This window comes from Bacteroides sp. 44_46 (assembly GCF_001915465.1).
GTDB lineage: Bacteria > Bacteroidota > Bacteroidia > Bacteroidales > Bacteroidaceae > Bacteroides > Bacteroides clarus.
This window is the reverse complement of the sequence record NZ_MNQO01000017.1, coordinates 196,215-216,268: the sequence shown is the minus strand read 5'-3', so window position 1 is coordinate 216,268 and position 20,054 is coordinate 196,215. Positions and strand designations below refer to the sequence as shown.

At 43.9% G+C, this 20,054-nt stretch carries 16 protein-coding genes and 3 pseudogenes; 16 read left to right on the top strand and 3 right to left on the bottom strand.

What is annotated here, in order from left to right:
- Positions 1–408: 408 nt before the first annotated feature.
- The 16 genes and pseudogenes from purU (at position 409) to BHV73_RS09610 (ending at position 16,368) form a co-directional block, all read left to right on the top strand.
- A complete protein-coding gene (gene purU / locus BHV73_RS09685; protein ID WP_009121594.1) occupies positions 409–1,266 on the top strand; it encodes a formyltetrahydrofolate deformylase in 858 nt (285 codons plus the stop codon).
- Between the two features lie 6 nt (positions 1,267–1,272).
- A complete protein-coding gene (gene hisH / locus BHV73_RS09680; RefSeq protein WP_009121595.1) occupies positions 1,273–1,863 on the top strand; it encodes an imidazole glycerol phosphate synthase subunit HisH in 591 nt (196 codons plus the stop codon).
- Positions 1,864–1,910: 47 nt separating this feature from the next.
- A pseudogene (locus BHV73_RS09675) lies at positions 1,911–2,622 on the top strand (1-(5-phosphoribosyl)-5-[(5-phosphoribosylamino)methylideneamino]imidazole-4-carboxamide isomerase).
- A 33-nt stretch (positions 2,623–2,655) separates the two neighbouring features.
- Positions 2,656–3,411 (top strand): imidazole glycerol phosphate synthase subunit HisF, encoded by a 756-nt coding sequence (gene hisF, locus BHV73_RS09670; RefSeq protein WP_009121597.1) that lies wholly within the window; start codon positions 2,656–2,658, stop codon positions 3,409–3,411.
- Between the two features lie 121 nt (positions 3,412–3,532).
- The gene (gene hisIE / locus BHV73_RS09665; protein WP_278732408.1) at positions 3,533–4,141 is read left to right on the top strand and encodes a bifunctional phosphoribosyl-AMP cyclohydrolase/phosphoribosyl-ATP diphosphatase HisIE; all 609 of its coding nucleotides are present in this window, start codon (positions 3,533–3,535) and stop codon (positions 4,139–4,141) included.
- Between the two features lie 6 nt (positions 4,142–4,147).
- A complete protein-coding gene (locus BHV73_RS09660; RefSeq protein ID WP_009121599.1) occupies positions 4,148–4,855 on the top strand; it encodes a cell division ATP-binding protein FtsE in 708 nt (235 codons plus the stop codon).
- A gap of 35 nt (positions 4,856–4,890) precedes the next feature.
- Positions 4,891–6,175 (top strand): annotated as a pseudogene (locus BHV73_RS09655) (aspartate kinase).
- 88 nt (positions 6,176–6,263) lie between these two features.
- Positions 6,264–7,424, top strand: a complete 1,161-nt coding sequence (gene lysA, locus BHV73_RS09650) for a diaminopimelate decarboxylase (RefSeq protein ID WP_286738121.1) — start codon at positions 6,264–6,266, stop codon at positions 7,422–7,424.
- 127 nt (positions 7,425–7,551) lie between these two features.
- On the top strand, positions 7,552–9,894 hold the full coding sequence (hepB, locus tag BHV73_RS09645) for a heparin/heparin-sulfate lyase HepB (RefSeq protein WP_286738120.1): 2,343 nt from the start codon (positions 7,552–7,554) through the stop codon (positions 9,892–9,894).
- A gap of 165 nt (positions 9,895–10,059) precedes the next feature.
- Positions 10,060–11,511, top strand: a complete 1,452-nt coding sequence (locus BHV73_RS09640) for an SIR2 family protein (RefSeq protein WP_118467274.1) — start codon at positions 10,060–10,062, stop codon at positions 11,509–11,511.
- Positions 11,512–11,575: 64 nt separating this feature from the next.
- Positions 11,576–12,322 carry a type II restriction enzyme NmeDI-related protein gene (locus tag BHV73_RS09635; protein WP_022219256.1) on the top strand — a complete coding sequence of 249 codons (747 nt, stop codon included), beginning with the start codon at positions 11,576–11,578 and terminating at the stop codon, positions 12,320–12,322.
- Between the two features lie 60 nt (positions 12,323–12,382).
- Positions 12,383–12,478: pseudogene (locus BHV73_RS09630) on the top strand (type II toxin-antitoxin system RelE/ParE family toxin); the annotation flags it as partial.
- Positions 12,475–12,801 (top strand): helix-turn-helix domain-containing protein, encoded by a 327-nt coding sequence (locus BHV73_RS09625; RefSeq protein ID WP_286738118.1) that lies wholly within the window; start codon positions 12,475–12,477, stop codon positions 12,799–12,801. The pseudogene BHV73_RS09630 and the gene BHV73_RS09625, both read left to right, overlap by 4 nt.
- 433 nt (positions 12,802–13,234) lie before the next feature.
- A complete protein-coding gene (locus BHV73_RS09620; RefSeq protein WP_286738117.1) occupies positions 13,235–14,431 on the top strand; it encodes a DUF262 domain-containing protein in 1,197 nt (398 codons plus the stop codon).
- Complete coding sequence (locus BHV73_RS09615; protein ID WP_286738116.1) at positions 14,428–15,534, top strand: AAA family ATPase; 1,107 nt, start codon at positions 14,428–14,430, stop codon at positions 15,532–15,534. The genes BHV73_RS09620 and BHV73_RS09615 overlap by 4 nt, the downstream gene beginning before the upstream one ends.
- A gap of 3 nt (positions 15,535–15,537) precedes the next feature.
- Positions 15,538–16,368, top strand: coding sequence for a hypothetical protein (locus BHV73_RS09610; protein WP_286738108.1), 831 nt, complete (start codon positions 15,538–15,540; stop codon positions 16,366–16,368).
- Between the two features lie 152 nt (positions 16,369–16,520).
- Here BHV73_RS09610 and BHV73_RS09605 read toward each other — a convergent pair whose 3' ends face one another.
- From BHV73_RS09605 to BHV73_RS09595, 3 genes are read right to left on the bottom strand one after another with little or no spacing between them, the layout of a single operon-like run.
- The gene (locus BHV73_RS09605; protein WP_286738107.1) at positions 16,521–18,014 is read right to left on the bottom strand and encodes a fimbrillin family protein; all 1,494 of its coding nucleotides are present in this window, start codon (positions 18,012–18,014) and stop codon (positions 16,521–16,523) included.
- Between the two features lie 25 nt (positions 18,015–18,039).
- The gene (locus tag BHV73_RS09600) at positions 18,040–19,146 is read right to left on the bottom strand and encodes a FimB/Mfa2 family fimbrial subunit (protein WP_286738106.1); all 1,107 of its coding nucleotides are present in this window, start codon (positions 19,144–19,146) and stop codon (positions 18,040–18,042) included.
- A gap of 12 nt (positions 19,147–19,158) precedes the next feature.
- Positions 19,159–20,046, bottom strand: a complete 888-nt coding sequence (locus BHV73_RS09595; protein WP_286738105.1) for a FimB/Mfa2 family fimbrial subunit — start codon at positions 20,044–20,046, stop codon at positions 19,159–19,161.
- Between the last annotated feature and the right edge of the window lie 8 nt (positions 20,047–20,054).

Sequence of the window (20,054 nt, the reverse complement as noted above, 5' to 3'; positions counted from 1 at the left end):
GACAGGCATGTATTCTAACCAACTGAACTAACGCACCAGAATTTCATTTTATCATTGCTATCTCTCTCGATTGCGGTTGCAAAGGTAGGTGTTTTTTTTGAACCTGCAATAGCTGCGATAAACTTTTTTTCGGGGCTTTTTGGTTGCATTTACTTTACATCCTCATATTGAGAATATTGTAAAAAAAGGAAGTATCGTGATTTAACAACTATTTAGAAAACCGTTTATAGAGCGTTTATGTAGCATTTAGCATCCGATTGAACCCTTGTTTCTGAAGAAAACGAAACATTTTACGCCGACTTTTAAACTTCCTGCTCGAAAAGTTCGTTATTTTGCAATAAATCGTTATTTTTGCGAACTCAAAACAAGAATGTTGTAATTAGAAAACGATAAAAAAGAGATTTTAGGATGATGAAAACAGCCAAACTGTTACTTCACTGTCCCGACAAACCGGGCATCCTGGCGGAAGTAACGGACTTTATAACGGTGAACAAGGGTAATATTATCTATCTGGATCAGTATGTAGACCACGTAGAGAATATCTTTTTCATGCGTATCGAGTGGGAATTGGAAAATTTCCTGGTTCCTCAAGAGAAAATAGAAGATTATTTTGAAACGTTGTATGCGCAGAAGTACGGAATGAATTTCCGTCTTTACTTCTCGGATGCCAAACCTCGTATGGCTATCTTCGTGTCGAAGATGTCGCACTGCCTCTTCGACCTGCTGGCACGCTATACGGCAGGTGAGTGGAATGTGGAGATACCTCTTATAATAAGCAATCATCCCGACTTGCAGCATGTGGCGGAACGTTTCGGCATACCTTTCCACCTGTTCCCTATCACAAAGGAAACGAAAGAAGAGCAGGAGAAGAAAGAAATGGAACTGCTGGCCAAGCATAAAGTGAACTTCATCGTGCTGGCGCGCTATATGCAGGTAATTTCCGAGAAGATGATAGACGCTTATCCCAACCGAATCATCAATATCCACCACTCTTTCCTTCCGGCGTTTGTAGGAGCGAAACCCTATCATGCGGCATTTGAGCGTGGTGTGAAGATTATCGGCGCTACCAGCCACTACGTTACCACGGAGCTGGATGCAGGCCCTATCATCGAGCAGGATGTGGTGCGCATCACGCATAAGGACACCGTGCAGGACTTGGTGAACAAGGGTAAGGATTTGGAAAAGATTGTCCTTTCACGCGCCGTTCAGAAGCATATCGAGCGCAAGGTGCTGGCGTATAAGAATAAGACCGTAATATTTAATTAGTGGCTGATGAAGGTTGCAGTTATCAAATACAATGCAGGTAACATCCGTTCGGTGGACTATGCCTTGAGGCGTTTGGGCGTTGAGGCGGAGATTACGGCGGATGAAGCGGTGTTACGCGCTGCGGATAAAGTTATCTTCCCCGGAGTGGGTGAGGCGGAGACAACCATGAACTTCCTGAATGCCGGCGGCATGGGCAAGCTGATAAAAGAGCTGCGTCAGCCGGTATTGGGTATCTGCCTGGGCATGCAGTTGATGTGCCGCCATTCGGAGGAAGGAGATGTGGATTGCCTCGGTATTTTTGATGCCGACGTGAAACGTTTCGTTTCGCAAAAGCATGAGGATAAGGTTCCCCACATGGGCTGGAATACGATTTCGCAGACCGACAGCGACCTCTTCAGGGGCTTTACGAAAGAAGAATTCGTCTATTTCGTACACAGCTTTTATGTTCCGGTCAACGATTGTACGGCTGCCGTAACGGACTACATACTTCCGTTCAGCGCCGCTTTGCATAAGGATAACTTCTATGCCACCCAGTTTCATCCCGAAAAGAGTGGAAGTGTAGGCGAACGTATCCTGCAGAATTTTCTGGACTTATAGGCGGAAGATGCCGCTATTTGATAACTCGTAATTTGCAGTTAATTGACATGATAGAATTAATTCCCGCTATTGACATCATCGACGGAAAGTGCGTACGCCTCTCCCAGGGTGATTATGACAGCAAGAAAGTGTATAACGAGAATCCCGTGGAAGTAGCCAGGGAGCTTGAAGCGCATGGCATCCGCCGCCTTCATGTGGTAGACCTCGACGGAGCCGCTTCCCACCATGTGGTGAATTACTGCACGCTGGAGCGGATCGCTTCCCGCACTTCCTTGATTATAGACTTCGGTGGCGGGGTGAAAAGCGATGAAGATTTGGTCATTGCGTTTGAGAGCGGTGCGCAGATGGTGACGGGCGGTAGCATTGCCGTAAAGAATCCCGAACGTTTCTGTCACTGGCTGCAAACGTACGGTTCGGAGAAAATCATCCTCGGAGCTGATGTGAAAGACCATAAGATTGCCGTCAACGGTTGGAAAGACGAGAGCCCTTGCGAGTTGTTTCCTTTTCTGAAAGACTATGTGGAGAAAGGTATCCGCAAGGTTATCTGTACCGACATCAACTGCGACGGTATGCTGCAAGGCCCTTCCACGGCTTTGTATAAGGAGATACTGGAAGCGCATCCCGGCCTCTGCCTCATTGCCAGCGGCGGAGTGAGCTGCGCCGATGATATCCGCCGGCTGGAAGCCTGCCGTTATTTTCGGTAAGGCGTTGTACGAAGGGCGTATAACTTTCAAGGAATTGGAAGCATTTATGATGTAAGTCATAAATCCGAAATCATAAACAGAAAGAAGAGTGTTAGCAAAAAGAATCATTCCCTGCCTCGACATCAAAGACGGGCAGACCGTAAAAGGAACCAATTTCGTGAATCTGCGCCATGCAGGCGATCCGGTCGAGTTGGCGCGTGCTTATAGCGAGCAGGGTGCCGACGAGTTGGTTTTTCTGGATATAACCGCCAGCTTCGAGGGACGCAAGACGTTCGCCGAACTGGTGAAGCGTATTGCCGCCAACATCAGCATACCTTTTACCGTGGGTGGCGGTATCCATGAGCTGAACGACGTAGACCGGCTGCTGAATGCAGGTGCGGACAAGATTTCCGTCAATTCTTCGGCTATCCGCCGTCCCGAACTGATTGACGAGATAGCCAAGCATTTCGGTTCGCAGGTGTGTGTGCTGGCCGTTGATGCCAAGCAGACGGAAAAAGGCTGGTGGTGCTACCTTAACGGCGGACGTGTGGAGACCGGCAAAGAACTCTTTGCCTGGACGAAAGAAGCGCAGGAACGCGGCGCGGGCGAGGTGCTTTTTACCAGTATGAACCACGACGGCGTAAAGACCGGATATGCCAACGAAGCCCTTGCCACCCTTGCCGACAGGCTTTCCATACCCGTTATCGCATCGGGCGGAGCAGGCGCGAAAGAGCATTTCCGTGATGTCTTTCTGGAAGGAAAAGCAGATGCCGCCTTGGCTGCCAGCGTTTTTCATTTCGGAGAAATCAAAATTCCCGATTTAAAATCGTATCTTTGCGCCCAAGGAGTCGCGATGAGAAGATGATAAGGAGTTATAAGTTATGAGTTATAAGTTATTCGTTGCCGTACGAAGCGCGAATGAAAACGACTCATAACAATAACTCACAACAAAATAACTCATAACTTATAACTCATAACTTAAAAAGATGTTGGACTTTGATAAAATGAACGGACTTGTTCCGGCAATTATACAGGATGCTGATACGGCCAAGGTGCTGATGTTGGGTTTTATGAACCGGGAAGCATACGACAAGACGGTAGAAACCGGTAAGGTAACATTCTTTAGCCGCACCAAGAACCGTCTTTGGACGAAAGGCGAGGAGAGCGGCAACTTCCTGAACGTGGTTTCCATGAAAGAGGACTGCGACAAGGATACTTTGCTGATTCAGGTACATCCTGTCGGTCCGGTTTGCCATACGGGTACGGACACTTGCTGGGGCGAGAAGAACGAACAGCCCGTTATGTTCCTGAAACTTCTTCAGGACTTCATCGACAAGCGTCACGCCGAAATGCCGGAAGGCTCTTACACAACCAGCCTGTTCCGGTCGGGTGTCAATAAAATGGCGCAGAAAGTAGGTGAAGAAGCGGTTGAGACCGTCATTGAAGCGTGCAACGGCACCGACGAGCGTCTGATATACGAAGGAGCCGATTTGCTGTACCACCTCATCGTATTGCTGACCTCTAAGGGGTATCGCATAGAAGATTTGGCACGTGAGCTGGAAGAACGCCACGGTGCGGGCTGGAAGAAACACTAAGTTATTATGGACGAAGCGCTGATACGATATAAAGACGTGGAGATACACCAGCAGGAGCTGTGCGTATTGAACGATGTAAACCTGGAGCTGCATAAAGGGGAGTTTGTCTACCTCATCGGTAAAGTAGGTTCGGGCAAGACGAGTTTGCTCAAAACCTTTTACGGCGAACTGGATGTTGCAGCGGGCGATGCCGAGGTGCTGGGATATGATATGCTGCATATCAAGCGCAAGCATATTCCGCAGTTGCGTCGTAAATTGGGTATCGTATTTCAGGATTTCCAGTTGCTCACCGACCGTACGGTGTACGACAATCTTGAGTTTGTGCTCCGTGCCACCGGGTGGAAGAATAAGGGAGAGATAAAAGACCGTATCAACGAAGTGCTGCAGTTGGTGGGCATGAGCAATAAAGGCTATAAATATCCCAATGAATTGTCTGGGGGCGAGCAGCAGCGTATCGTGATAGCCCGTGCCGTACTCAACTCTCCGGAAATCATCCTTGCCGACGAGCCTACGGGAAATCTGGATGTGGAGACGGGCTTTGCCATAACCCAGCTTTTGCACAGCATCAGCGCGGCGGGTTCGCTGGTTATTATGACTACGCACAACATGCAGTTGCTTTGGGAATATCCGGGACGCGTATACCGTTGTGCTGACCATTTGATAACGGATGTGACGGAACAGTATTCCGTCGCGTCGTCAACAGAAGAAAAATAAACAAGATTATATAACATTTTAATACAGGAACGAAAATGAAAGTTTTAAAGTTTGGAGGTACTTCAGTAGGTTCGGCTCAGTGGTGAACGTAAGATTGTGGTTCTCTCTGCCATGTCGGGTACCACAAACACATTGGTTGAGATTTCGGACTATCTGTACAAGAAGAATCCGGAAGGTGCTAACGAGATTATCAACAGGCTGGAAACGAAATACCGCCAGCACATTGATGAGCTCTATGCCACTCCCGAATATAAACAGAAAGGTCTGGAACTTATCAAATCTCATTTCGACTATATCCGTTCTTACACCAAAGACCTCTTTACGCTGTTCGAGGAGAAAGTAGTGCTGGCGCAGGGCGAATTGATTTCTACCGCCATGATGAACTACTATCTGCAGGAATGCGGCGTGAAGTCGGTTCTGCTTCCGGCTTTAGAATACATGCGTACGGACAAGAACGCGGAGCCCGACCCTGTTTATATCAAAGATAAACTCCAGGTTCAACTCGAACTGCATCCCGATGCGGAAATCTACATCACACAAGGTTTCATCTGCCGCAACGCCTATGGCGAGGTAGACAACCTGCAACGCGGCGGCAGCGATTATACCGCTTCCCTGATAGGCGCTGCCGTCAATGCTTCCGAAATCCAGATTTGGACGGACATCGACGGTATGCACAACAACGACCCGCGTATTGTAGACAAGACTTCTCCGGTGCGTCACCTTCATTTTGAAGAAGCGGCCGAGCTGGCATACTTCGGCGCAAAAATCCTGCACCCCACCTGTATTCAGCCCGCCAAGTACGCCAACATCCCCGTGCGTCTGCTCAATACAATGGACCCGACGGCTCCGGGTACACTCATCTCCAACGATACGGAGAAGGGAAAAATCAAGGCGGTAGCCGCTAAGGACAATATCACGGCCATCAAAATCAAGTCCAGCCGTATGTTGCTTGCTCACGGTTTCTTGCGTAAAGTGTTTGAAATCTTTGAAAGCTACCAGACTTCTATCGACATGATTTGTACGTCCGAGGTAGGCGTATCCGTCTCTATCGACAATACCAAGCATCTCAACGAGATTCTGGACGATTTGAAGAAATACGGTACGGTGACGGTAGACAAGGATATGTGTATCATCTGCGTGGTAGGCGACCTCGAATGGGAGAACGTCGGCTTTGAAGCCAAGGCGCTCGATGCCATGCGCGACATACCGGTGCGTATGATTTCTTTCGGCGGCAGCAACTATAACATTTCTTTCCTTATCCGCGAATGTGATAAGAAACAGGCTTTGCAGTCGCTCAGCGATGCGCTGTTCAATGAGTAACAAAAGAAAACAATAGATATGAGCGCTTTTACCTTCTTGATAAAAGCGCTCTTTTTAACTGAACGAAGATATAACCCATAATAATTATATGAAAGGAACATTTCCTATTGACAAATTCCGCGAACTGCGTACCCCGTTTTATTATTACGACACGAAGGTGCTGCGTGATACCCTTGCCTGTATCCGTACCGAAGCATCGAGATACGAGAACTATTCGGTGCATTATGCGGTAAAGGCCAACGCCAATCCTAAAGTCCTTACCATTATCCGTGAAAGCGGGTTGGGAGCCGACTGTGTGAGCGGCGGTGAAATCCGTGCGGCCATCAAGGCCGGCTTCCCTGCCGATAAGATAGTGTTTGCAGGTGTAGGCAAAGCAGACTGGGAGATAAACCTCGGATTGGATTATGATATCTTCTGCTTCAACGTAGAATCCGTTCCGGAGCTGGAAATCATCAATGAGCTGGCCGCTGCGAAAGGCAAGACAGCCAATGTCGCTTTCCGCATCAATCCCAACGTAGGCGCGCATACGCATGCCAACATCACCACCGGATTGGCTGAAAACAAATTCGGCATCAGCATAGAAGATATGGATCATGTGATAGACGTGGCGCAGGAGATGCAGAACGTCAAGTTCATCGGGCTGCACTTCCACATCGGTTCGCAGATACTGGATATGGGCGATTTTGTGGCTTTGTGCAACCGTGTCAACGAGCTGTTGGATAAGCTCGAAGCCCGCCGGATACGTATCGGGCACGTCAACGTGGGCGGTGGTCTCGGCATTGACTACGGGCATCCCGACCGTCAGCCTGTACCCGACTTCAAAAGTTATTTTGAAACCTACGATAACTGCCTGAAACTCCGTCCTTATCAGACGCTTCACTTTGAATTGGGACGTTCGGTAGTGGGGCAGTGCGGTTCGCTCATCTCAAAGGTGCTGTATGTGAAACAAGGTACTAACAAGCAGTTTGCCATTCTCGATGCGGGTATGACGGATTTGATTCGTCCCGCACTCTACCAGGCGTTTCACAAGATAGAGAACGTCACTTCCGATGCTCCGCAGCAAACCTACGATGTGGTGGGACCTATCTGCGAATCATCCGATGTCTTTGGCAAGGCTGTCGACTTGAACGGTGTGAAGCGTGGCGACCTTATAGCCCTTCGCTCTGCCGGAGCTTACGGTGAAATTATGGCTTCGGGGTATAACTGCCGCGAGTTGCCGCAAGGTTATACGTCGGACGAGCTGGTATAGGCGCAGTACGAGATATAAAGATTTATTAAGCACAGGAACATTCTCTATGTTTCTGTGCTTGTTTTTTATAGCTACTTGATTTTTTTATTGTATTTTTACGGCACTAACATCTGATATAAACTCCATTATGAAACACAAGTCGATTTTCTTTTCAATCAGTCTGGTATTTAGCTCATTTTGTCTTTCGGCGCAGGAATTGCCGAAAGAGGTAGTCTGGCAAGAGGTAGAGGGAGTTAATGTACCGGTTCCGCCTCAAACGCACCCCCGTTTGTACGTTCGCTCATCTGATTTGCCCGCATTGAAGGAGCGGATGAAAACTCCTCAGGCGCAACAGACGCTTTCTCTCATGAAGGAGCTGAGTAAAGACCGTACTCCGGCCGAAGAGGCTGCCGTTACGAATCGCGGTTTCCGCTATTATTACGAGATGCGCGGCGTTACGTCGCGGGTGCAGTTGCAGGCTCTCGACTATCTGCTGGAAGGCGACAAGCGTCTGGCCCGCCGTGCCATTACAGCCATGCTCGATACGTTGCAACGCGCTTCTTTCGGCACTCGCTCCGACTTGTCGCGGGCCAGCGGAGCTATGCTGATAACGGGTGCCATGGTATATGACTGGTGTTACGACCAAATGAAGAGTTCCGAGAAACAAGCTTACATCAAAGAGTTTATCCGTCTGGCGAAGAGTATGGAATGCGGTTATCCGCCACGCAATAACCAGCCCATAGCGGGGCATCCGTCGGAGTGGATGATTATGCGTGATATGCTGTCGGCAGGTATTGCCATTTATGACGAGTATCCCGATATGTACAATCACGTCATTACCATGCTCTATCGTGATTATATCCCGGCACGCAATTATTTCTATGCGGGGCAGAACTACCATCAGGGCACGAATTACGTGCATGTCCGTTTTGCCTGCGACCTCTTTCCCTTGTGGATTTTAGATAAGATGGGAGCCGGCGGCATTTACAGCTCTTCGGCAAGATTTGTGCTCTACGATATTATTTACCGTAGGCGTCCCGACGGAGTGTTGATGCCTGCGGGTGATGATTATCCGCAGAACCGTCCCGCATTGCTTACCATGCCGACACCCATGTTTTTGGCTTCCAGCTATTATAAAGATGAATATCTGGCTTATGAGTTCGAGCGTAATCCCCATTTGAATAAGTCGGGCAACGAGTCAATGAACCACTGTCTGATATACGAACTGTTGTGGCGTGACTACGACCTGAAAGGAAAATCTCCCGACGACCTTCCTTTGACACGTTATTCCGGTACTCCCTACGGCTGGATGATTGCCCGTACGGGCTGGGACGCCAACAGTGTGATTGCCGAAATGAAAATCAACGAGCAGTTTGTGGGCAATCATCAGCACATGGACGGCGGCAGTTTCCAGATTTACCATAAAGGCCCTTTGGCTATCGATGCCGGCGCTTATAGCGGTAGTTCGGGCGGTTACAACAGCCCCAACAACAAGAATTACTTCAAACGTACCATCGCTCATAATTCGTTGCTGGTGTACGACCCTGACGAAAAGTTCGGCTGTTGGAACTATGGCGGTGGCGGAAAGACCAGATTCGCATCCAATGACGGCGGGCAGCGTATGTGTGGTGAAGGTTGGAAAACTTGCAATTCGCTCGACAGCCTTTTGTCCGAGGAGTATACGGTGGGTAAAGTGTTGGCTCACGGATTTGGCCCTGATGCGCAAGCTCCCGATTATTCTTATTTGAAAGGCGATATTACCCAGGCCTATACCCGGAAAGTGAAAGAGGCCAAACGCTCTTTCGTATTTCTCAACCTGAAGTCCGAAACAGTGCCTGCCGCACTTATTGTGTATGACAAAGTATCGGCTTCCAATCCCGATTTCCGGAAATACTGGCTGCTGCATAGTATCGAAGAGCCTGCGCTTGAAGGCAACACTTTCACTGTTCGGCGTACCAAGGACGGTGATAGCGGTATGCTGCATAATACTGTTCTTTTACCCCAAGCGGATAATATCCGTATTGATAAGGTTGGCGGCCCCGGCAAGGAAAACTGGGTGTTCGGTACTAACTATCCCAACGATGCCGTAGCCCCTTATCTTGACAATGCCAATGAGCGTGGAGCTTGGCGGGTAGAAGTTTCACCCGCTGCCCCTGCCGTTACCGATAACTTCCTGAATGTGATACAGGTTACCGATAACCGATGCAATCAGTTGAACGAAGTACTGCGTATTGAGAATGACCGGATAGTAGGCGCTCAGTTAGCCGATCGTGTCGTTACGTTTGCCAAGAGTAGCGAACCGTTGCAGAAGGACTTCACGCTGACAGTTAACGGTACAGGTACATATAAATTCGTCATCACCGACCTTAAAGCAGGTAATTGGCAGGTAAAGAAGAACGGCCGCGTCTTTATTCCGTTGGCCGAGGTACGGGCTTCCGACGGGGTGCTTGCTTTTGAGGGGACGGCCGGTAGCTATGAATTTTGTAGGTGACGTAAATAAACGGTAGAATATATCATTTTGGTGTTGTAAGTTTTGTTGGCTGTAAAATATTCAAGCGTAATTGAAAACTCTTAATTTTAAAGAGGAGCTTCAATTACGCTTGAAGCAATAAATAGTTGTTATTTACTTATTATAGAATCTAAAAACAGCTTATATATGAAGATTGAAGATATTATAAATCAAATAAATTTTAGAAGTAACCCAAAGTCGGCTTTATACTTTGAGCTATTTATTCAGAATTTACTTAAGTTACATTTGGAAAAACAAGGTAAGCAGTTTATTAGTGATTACGTTATTGATGGCAATCGGTTAGATGGTTATTCTACAAATGGTATAGGAAATTATGAGGGACCTGTGGCATTTGAAATTAAATATACTCATAGATATAATCCAATGATAATGAGATATACAGTCAGGCAACTGACAGGTATATTAGATTCTGAAAAAATAAAGCATATGATATTAATTTATCCTGCTGATTCTGATAAAATGAGATACTTTCTCAGAAATGAAAATCCGAATTTGATTTTATGGGGAATTACGGAAATAAATGGATTGATTGATGCGAATAAAGAAGAAGCTGAATATATTGCTAATAGCTTATTTAAGTTAGAAATCAAGAAGGAACTCAACAGAAGGGATAATGATTGGAAGAAATCACGAGAAGAACTGTTGACATCCGTAAAAAAGGCATATAAAAAAGGAAATATCTCGCTGTTATTGGGTGCAGGTGTATCATGTAGTGCAGGGCTTCCTAACTGGAAGACTTTGTTAAACTCTCTATACACTAATTTTGTTAATAAGATTTTTAATGACGATACTGTAGATGATGATACTATTAAAGCTATCACGAATAAATTTATAGAAATAAACAATAATTCGACATTGGCTATTGCTCGTTATCTAAAAGCAGGATTGTCGCAAAAAGACGATGATATAATGTTTATATCTGCTGTAAAGGATGCTTTATATAGTTCGCAAAGAACTTCATCTCCATTAATAGAGTCCATTACGAATTTGTGTATTCCTAAAAGAAGTGGGGCTAAAGTAAAATCTATAATTACTTATAATTTTGATGATTTAATAGAAGAATCTCTCAGCAAAGTAAAACTTGAATATAAGACGATATATAGAGATGAAGAACAGCATGATTCTGATGAATTGCCAATATATCATGTACATGGTTTTATTCCTGGTAGAGAGAGTTTTGATAGAGAAGCTTCTTTGGTCTTTTCAGAAGAAGCGTACCATAAGGTTTATTCTGAGCCATATCATTGGTCTAATCTTGTTCAATTAGCGACATTGCGTGAGAATAATTGCTTAATGATTGGATTATCATTAAGTGATCCTAATCTACGGCGTTTGCTGGAAATTGCAGCCCAAAAGCAATCGAAGAATTGTAGGCATTACGCTTTTATTCAAAGATTGAGTAATGATAGTTTGATAGACGATTCAAGCTGTGTGAAGATAAATGAGGCATCAGTAAATAAAATATTGCAAACACATCATATCATTCAGGAAAAAATGATGGAAAGTTTAGGAACAAGAGTTATATGGTTTGAGGATTATAGTGAAATTCCTGTCTTATTAGATGAGATACGAAAATAGGTATCTTTGTTGTGCAAATAATGATCACCTTGAATATCCATAATAAAATATATACATCAGCAATATGAAACAATATGAAGCTGTCATAGAAACTTTAGATAAGTTGGGTGGAGTCGCAACTTTAGGCGAATTGAACAGAGAAGTTTTTAAAATAACCGACTGTGAATGGAAAACAAAAACACCATTTGCCAGTATCCGCCGCATTGTGCAAAAAACTAAAGGTATTTACAAAATAAAGCCCGGACTATATGGACTTGAGAAATACAGAAAACAGATAGAAGATAGGGGGATTATAGTTGAAACCGAGAAGAATAAAGATTCGAACGATGTCATAATGTTCAACCATACTTACTATCAAGGTATTTTATTAATAATAGGTAAATACCATAACATGCAGACTTTCGTACCCAAACAAGATAAAAACAAGAAATTCTACGATGGGCGTAAGCTACATGAACTTTCTACTCTTTCGGAACAGCCGCCTTATTCCTATCCTCAAATGACAAAGCGCAGTGCCACTATTGATACGATATGGTTCAACGGACGTAATATGCCTCATTCATTTTTTGAGATAGAACATTCTACTGACATCCAGAATTCTTTACTGAAGTTCAACGACTTGCAAGATTTCTATGTAAGAATGGCTATTGTCGCTGATATAAAACGTAAGCCTGAATTTGAAGCTAAGATGCAGTTTCATGCATTCGATCATTTACGGTTGAACAAACGCGTGGCGTTTTTAAGTTATGATGCGCTTATTAAGCAGTATGAAATGGAACAGGAAAAACAATCATTTGAATTTATCCTTTAGAACTTGTAACTACTTATACTGTTATGTCTATATACTTAGTCAGAGTGAGGCTATTCAGCAATACTGCTTTTGAATGGATTTTTGAAAAAGTCAACAAAAGATTATAGTAAGCAAATTAAGATTGCTAAACAAATATTGGAGAATTTTGAATTATGAGAAAGTTAGATGAAAATAAGTTAGCAAAATTGCATACGGCAGGTGAGTTGTTAGATAGGAAATATGGAGAAATAGGGACGGAATTCCGAACCTCTTTTCATGAAAAATCAATTGCATGGTATTATGGCGAGATATTGCGTGATCATCGTAAGGAGTTAAAGATAACTCAGCAGGAGTTGGCAGAGAAAGTTGGTACGGCACGAAGTTATATTGCCCGTGTGGAAAAAGGAGAAACTGATATTCAAATTTCAAGTTTTTTCCGTATAGTCCGTGTTTTGGGTATTGAATTTACTCCTTTTTATAGGTTAATGCATTTCTCCTAACTAAGATATGGTTAAGATACAGCTAATTGACTAATTGATGCACTTCGGTTAATGTAGGCAATCTCCATTTGCCCACTGTATTTGTAACTTTCCTACATGGGGCATTAGCTTCAGTCCATGCAATAGTGGGAGTTGGTTGAATGAAGTACAACGTATTGAGAATGACCGGATAGTAAGTGCTCAGTTAGCCGATCGTGTCGTTACTTTTGCCAAAAGTGGCGAACCGTTATAGAAAAATTTCATCCTTACAGGTAACGGCTATGAATTTTGTAGGAAATGTAAATAATATTTTGTAGAAATCTTGCCTGATTCAACTTTGATAATAACGAGCTATCTTAGAATAGAACTGATTTATTACATGGTTATAATTCGCTAAATGTATATCTATAATCGAAGTTTTGAGTATCTTTGTACATTGGAAAAATATATCAATATGGATTTTGATAAATATATACAACAACAATCTTTGGAACTACAAGATACTGAAGATCTTGAAAGCAAGCAGGAATTAGAGGCTCTTCAACAAGAATATTCTGTTGAAGACGAGGCTGAAAAAGAGCATAGTGATGAAAAAATTATAATGGAGGACCCGTTTAATCCTCAAGATATTGATATAAAGACCAAAACAATGTCACTTGATAATATAATCAAGCGTCTGAGGGAAAATGAAATTGATATGGCTCCTGACTTTCAGCGGCAAGGAAATCTATGGCCGATAGAGAAACAAAGCCAATTAATTGAATCCGTTCTTATTAAACTGCCTTTGCCGGCTTTTTATTTTGATGGGTCAAATGATAATAAATGGTTGGTTGTAGATGGGTTGCAAAGGTTAAGTGCTATTAAGAATTTTGTTGTTGATAAATCAATGGCGCTATATGGCTTAGAATTCTTAAAAAAATTAGATGGTTTTAAATTTGATGATTTGCCAAGAGCATACCAACGTCAAATTGAGGAGGCTGAAATTATGGCCTATATCATTAATCCTGGTACTCCGGAAGATGTTAAATTTAATATTTTTAAACGAATTAATACGGGTGGACTTGTACTTGCTGCTCAAGAGATTCGCCATGCTTTGAATCAAGGTACTCCGGCTAAATTTGTTGCAGAATTAGCAAATTTGCAAGAGTTCAAAAGGGCCACAGGTTGGGTTATTGCAACAGATAGAATGCTTGATAGAGAATTTGTTACACGTTTCATTACTTTTTATATAAATTCACCTGCTGATTATAAACCAGATTTGGATACTTTCATGTCTAGATCCATGGGACAATTGAAATATAAAACGGAGAGAGAATTACTTGCGATAAAGAATAATTTTATTGAAGCAATGAAATTGTCTTCTGCTATTTTTTCTCGTTGGGCTTTTCGGAAAGTTTATAATATAACAGCGAGACGTAAGCCTATCAATAAAGCTCTGTTTGAGGTTTGGAGTGTTGAATTGGCAAAATTATCAGATGAAGAAAGAAAACTTGCATTAAAACGTAAGAAGGCAATATTTAATGGCTTTGTCAAATTGATGAACGAAGATGTTTTTTTTGGTAATGCTATAACATCTGCTACAGGGGATAAAAGCCGAGTTAGATATAGATTTTCAAAAATTGAAGAATTATTAAAACAGCAATTAATATGATTAAATCAATTCATATTCAGAATTTTAAGTCTTTGAAGAATATCTTAATGATTCCAGCTTCTTTAAACCTTTTAATGGGATTAAATGGAATGGGAAAGTCTTCATTTATTCAAAGCCTGTTACTGCTTCGGCAAAATAAAAAGTCTGGATTAGCTAAGTTCGCACTGAACGGTTCATTGACGGAAATAGGTAGGGGGCGTGATGCTTTGTATCAAGATGCAAATAAAGAAATAATAGGTTTTTATTTTGATATGGAGGCTAATGGAGAATTGCAATCATTCCCTTGTACCTTAACCTATCAGGCTGAAAATAATGTTTTGGATAATAACTCTGAATGGCCTATAGGATGTTTGGAGCGCTATTCTTTGTTCAATAATGATTTTCAATATTTGGAAGCAGAACGAACAGGACCTCAGACCGATTATCCTATGTCATATGCAGATGTTGTAGAGAAACATCAGTTAGGAGTAAAAGGAGAATTTACAATTCATTATCTCAATGCTTTCGGTACGAGTTTGAAAGTACCTAAGACTCTATGCCACAAAAAAGCAAAATCCGATACTTTATTTCATCAAACTGCGGCTTGGTTGGGTGAAATTAGTCCTGATGTAAAATTTGATATTCAAGAAATACCTGGAACGGATAAGGTAATTCTCAATTATCAATTTGTAAATCAAGACTCGTTGAGTAAAAAATTTAGGCCTAAAAACGTAGGCTTTGGAATTTCGTATGTATTACCCGTTATTGTGGCGCTATTGAATTTTAAAAAGGATAAAATAGTGATATTAGAGAATCCGGAAGCTCATATACATCCAAGAGGACAAGCTGAAATGGGACGGCTGATTGCATTAGCTGCTGCTGCGGGTATGCAGTTGTTCGTTGAAACTCATAGTGATCATATTGTGAATGGAATTCGAGTTGCGGTTAAAGAGAAATTGATTGATTCAAAAGATGTCAATATCTCTTATTTCTCTCGACAAACAACAGAGACAGAACAATTTTGTAGAATACAAAATATACAGGTAGATAGAACAGGAGAATTGAGCGATTATCCGACAGATTTTATGGATGAATGGAACAACCAACTACTGAAATTAATTTAGTTTATGGAACTAATTTTTAATGAACAATCAATTATTCCCTGTGCAAGTGATTTGTCTACTGCTTGTTCGGCTGTGATACAATTTATTAAAACATATAAAGAGGCGGAGAAACACGAGTTTAAACGTATTCGCTACGAAAAATCATTTGATAGAATTGGGATCGCTCCAAATTTTACACTTAATGATTTCTGTTGCAATCCTAAATTCAAAACATTAGGTGGATTGTTATTGGGATTAGCTAGACATCCATTTATTGAAAATAACTCTCCGGAAGAGTCTCGATTTGTTAATAATGACTTTTATATAAAACGGGGAGATTTGGAAATTCAAGTTGAGGGATTGGGGATTACTTATTTGTATAAGAGTATCGGAATATCATTTTGTTTCAATCCTTTTTGGAAACAAATAAAGCATCGGTTATATGTTAGAGGTTCAGAAGCAGGAGAATACGATGTGGTAGCAATTTCTCATCCTGATCATTGTAATGAGGCTGACTTTATTGAACACAAGGAATTATGGAAGTCAATAGAGTTAGTAGAATCACAAATTGATCCTGTAAATAAACCTATTGTTCTAAGGGATGACCATGGTAAAGACAAGTTATTGATTTTCGCACATAAATTATGTCATTCCCCATATGTTGTTGAAATAGTTAATTCCATTCCATATAATCCTCATGAGAAGCAGTTTATTCGCAAAGTGAAAGAGAATGGTCTAATTGAAATTGTTTTAACTAATACAGATAAAGGATTAGGATTAGTTCTGCAATCTACAGGGCGCAACATGCAAGAAACAATTGAAATAGCAAAGATTTTAGAAGAGCAATATTCCTAGTTTGAGATTTATGGTAATAAAAATATTGCAGAAAAGTAGAGAATATAGATATTGCTCTTTTGGATAGTAGGGAGCAATGTCTGTACAAGAAGATGTTGCTTACGGTTATGATTTACCTTTTTGACGAATGTTTGTAAGTTGTGCTGCTATACCTATATATTACGGACACAGCGTATCGCATAATTATTTTGTGGAAAAGTATTCCAATCAACATAGCCTATTTCTCCTTGTTGATAAGCAGGATTTAGAATTATAAATACCGTACCGGGAGTAGACCAGAAAAGTCCTCGTAATCCGCTTTCTGTATGTAGAGAGCCATATTGTGGAACGTAGCCGCTATAAGGAAGAAACAGGGTATTACCGAATTTATAACCTGTGATTCCATTTAGAGTAGCATCAACTATATATTGGGAACTGACTAGTTGATGCACCTCGGTTAATGTAGGCAATCTCCATTTGCCCGCTGCATTGATAACTTTCCTACATGGGTCATTAGCTTCAGTCCATGGAGTAGTGGGAGTTGTAATATCCGGATATGGGTTAAGGGTATTACATATAAAGAAAGCGCCGCTTTCTGCTCGAGCTTCATATTTTTCTGTGCTACTGTAAAAAAGATACTGGTTGCTACTTTTGTATAAGTTTCCATTAGCCCATAATGCTCCCCCTATAATATACCCTTCTGTCGTAGTGAGCGACACATTACTATAATATGTATTATTGGCGGCCATTGTAAGCCCCGATAGCGTAACGCTTTTATTAGTAAACGCTTTCCCGCCAATCGTAAGATTCAGTTTCACCGTTACGCTGGCGGAAGTTTGCGGTAATAGGTAGATATAGCCGCTATATGCACTCATTGCGTTGGGGTTGTCCCAAGTGAGATTTATGCTACCGGTCGTTGCCTGTATGGTGAATGTGCCATTTGTAAAAGTATAGGTCGCGTTATGCTTAGGCAATGTCACTGTACCCGCACATGCCGTAATCGTTCCCATTCTTCCAGCCTGAGCTATCGCTTGCACCCTGTATCGTGCGCAATGATGCTTGAATACAATACCGCTCAACGTATATCTACTTCCTATATTATTGATAACGACACCGGGCTTTACATACGTCATAAAGTTTTGCCCGTTTGTGGCGGGGACACTTGCGGAGCCATTGGTAAAGGCGGCTATCGCATTGGAATTCCCGTACGAATAGAAGATGAATGTGTAAGTTCCTGCCGGGACAACCAGGCTTTTGACGGTTTGTACGGTACTTCCCGATAACTTGTAATCCCCGTATCCCGCGTAGTTCGATGTGGAAATCCCCGCAGCGGTTGCCGACTTGTAGGCTACCACCCGAAAAACGATGTTATCATCCATATTCGCCCAGCGGGTAGTCGCTTCTCCCTCGGCCGTTCCCGTCGCACCGTTGTCGTGCAGTGTACTAATCTCCATATCCAAACCGTCTTTTCCCTTTACCTCGATAGCCTTTTCCCTTCCGCTTCGTGTACCGGTAATTTCTTCCGTACTCCAGCCGTTCGTCTGTGGCGCTTCCACTTCAATCAGTATGCCGTCGGAACAAACGTTTTCCGTTTCTTCCTCTTTTCCGCATCCCGCTGCCAGCAGGATAGCCACTATGTAGAATATGCCTCTTATTTTCCGTCCCATATTGTCCTAAGATAAAATAATCCTCTCAAGGTAAAGTAATCGTTCCCGAACCGGCAACCGTCTGTCTGCCCCATGCTTCAGCCGATACGCTCGTGGCTATCACTAACGTCTTGTCTCCCGTAAGCGCTGCCGCTTCCGTGGTATACCCCGCATTGCTCACGGCTTTAATATTCACTATATAGCGGCAATTCCTTTTTATCGGTATATAATTTCCCCCGGCGGTAAGGTCTACCCTGTAATAGTTCGTGCTTCCCGCATAAGTTCCGCCCACGACAAGACATACATTATTATCCTTGTTGCTCCCTTGCGGCGTTTCCGCTACATAGATAGTCCGTATCAAAGATTTACCGTCCGTACAGGTATAAGTCAGCGTGCCGTTTGTTCCGGCATCCGGGGGGATGGATACGTTTGCGACCACATTACCGGTGATGGTTCCCCCGTTCACGGGAGCGGCATAGCCTTTGTCCCTGGTACGGTACACGCTGACGCTTTTCAAGGTGAACCCGTTTACTCCCGCTGCCGTTTCTCCGCTGAGCGCACAACCCACATCTATACGAGCCAGCGCACGGAGCAGCGTGATTGTTCCCAGAGATGTGGCAGAGGAGATTACCTGTGCCGCCGCCGTCTCTCCCCACATGGGGAAACGCGTGTAGTTCGTCGTGCCCGTTGCGTTCCATTTTCCGCCGGCACCGAACGTAATCATTTTCAGCGCATCGTTTTTAGAAGTGTTCTCCGGTATGACGGGCAGTTTCTTTCCCGCATTGGCTATGACGACGAGCCGATACTTCTCTCCGGCGCGGCTCTGCTTCAAGGTTACCGTATACTTTCCGCCTTGCAGCAGCACTTGCGGCGCTTCGTAACTGAAAGTTTCCGTTGTACCGGCGGCTTTGAATACCAGCACTTTCAGTTGGGCGATGTCTATCGCATTCTCTTCAACGGACGTAATGGCGCGGGTGGCGGCATCCCGTTCCGTTTCCGGCAGTGAAAGGCGGAGCGTGAGCATCACTTCATCATCATCGGCTGGCATGTCGGGCTGTCCGGTGTCGCAAGCCGATAAGGCAATGATAGCGGCCATAGCGGTTACGATATATAATGTAGCGGTTTTGCTTCTATGTCTCAATACCCCTTTCATACTCTTGTCTCTTTACATTTCCGTCTCCTGTTCCACTTCTCCCCAGGGCAGCACTGTCACAAACGTCCTCACTTCGGCATATCTGAAATCTATTTCAATGTCCGTCTGCTTTCCGGCTGCCGCGCATAAGGGTTGCTGTTGCTCGTCGTGTGTAACGGTGCATAGCTTCTCCTGTCCCCTGTATATCTCCACTTCTATACATTCTCCCTTTTCCGTAGGAAAGATGCGGAAGGGCGGGGCGTAGGCATCCCCTTGTCCGTCCGTGAGGGTCAGTGGCTTGTAGCCCGAATCCTCTCCGGTCACTTTTCCCATGAAGTTCATTTCGCTGCCCGTTCCCTTCACGATAAAGGTATAGCCTTCGCCTTTGTCGGCATACCGTTCGGTCAGATAGCACGCGCGTATGCTCAGCCCTGCCGCCAGTCTTTCCATGACCAGCGTGATGTTTTCTTCCCGTATGCCTCTTGTTGCGGTGTTGCTCAACTCCTTACGGCAGTAAAAGAGGTCGGTAACGGGCAGATGATTTCCCTCGGCATACTGTTTCAGCTTCAGCCGCGCTTCCTCAATCGGAGTGCCCGGTTTGATTTCGGCGGTTATCAGCGTATCTTCCTTGACGTTTCCCCATGCCACCAGCGTGAGCCTGTCATCCTTGTAGTGCCCGAAGAGGTAATCCGACGATACTCCCGCAGGAATCATGCGCACAAATCCGTTCTCGCCGAACAGATACACTTCCGACTTTTCCAGCACCTCGCTTTCGGTGAGGTCGTTGCCTTCGGCATCCACTACCCGTACGTTTACTTCATACTGCATGCAGGCGCTTGTATCTTCCCGCACGCATGATGCGTACAGGAAGATAAGTCCGGCATACAGTGCCGTAAGTATGGATGGGTGAAGATGCTTCATGGCTGTAT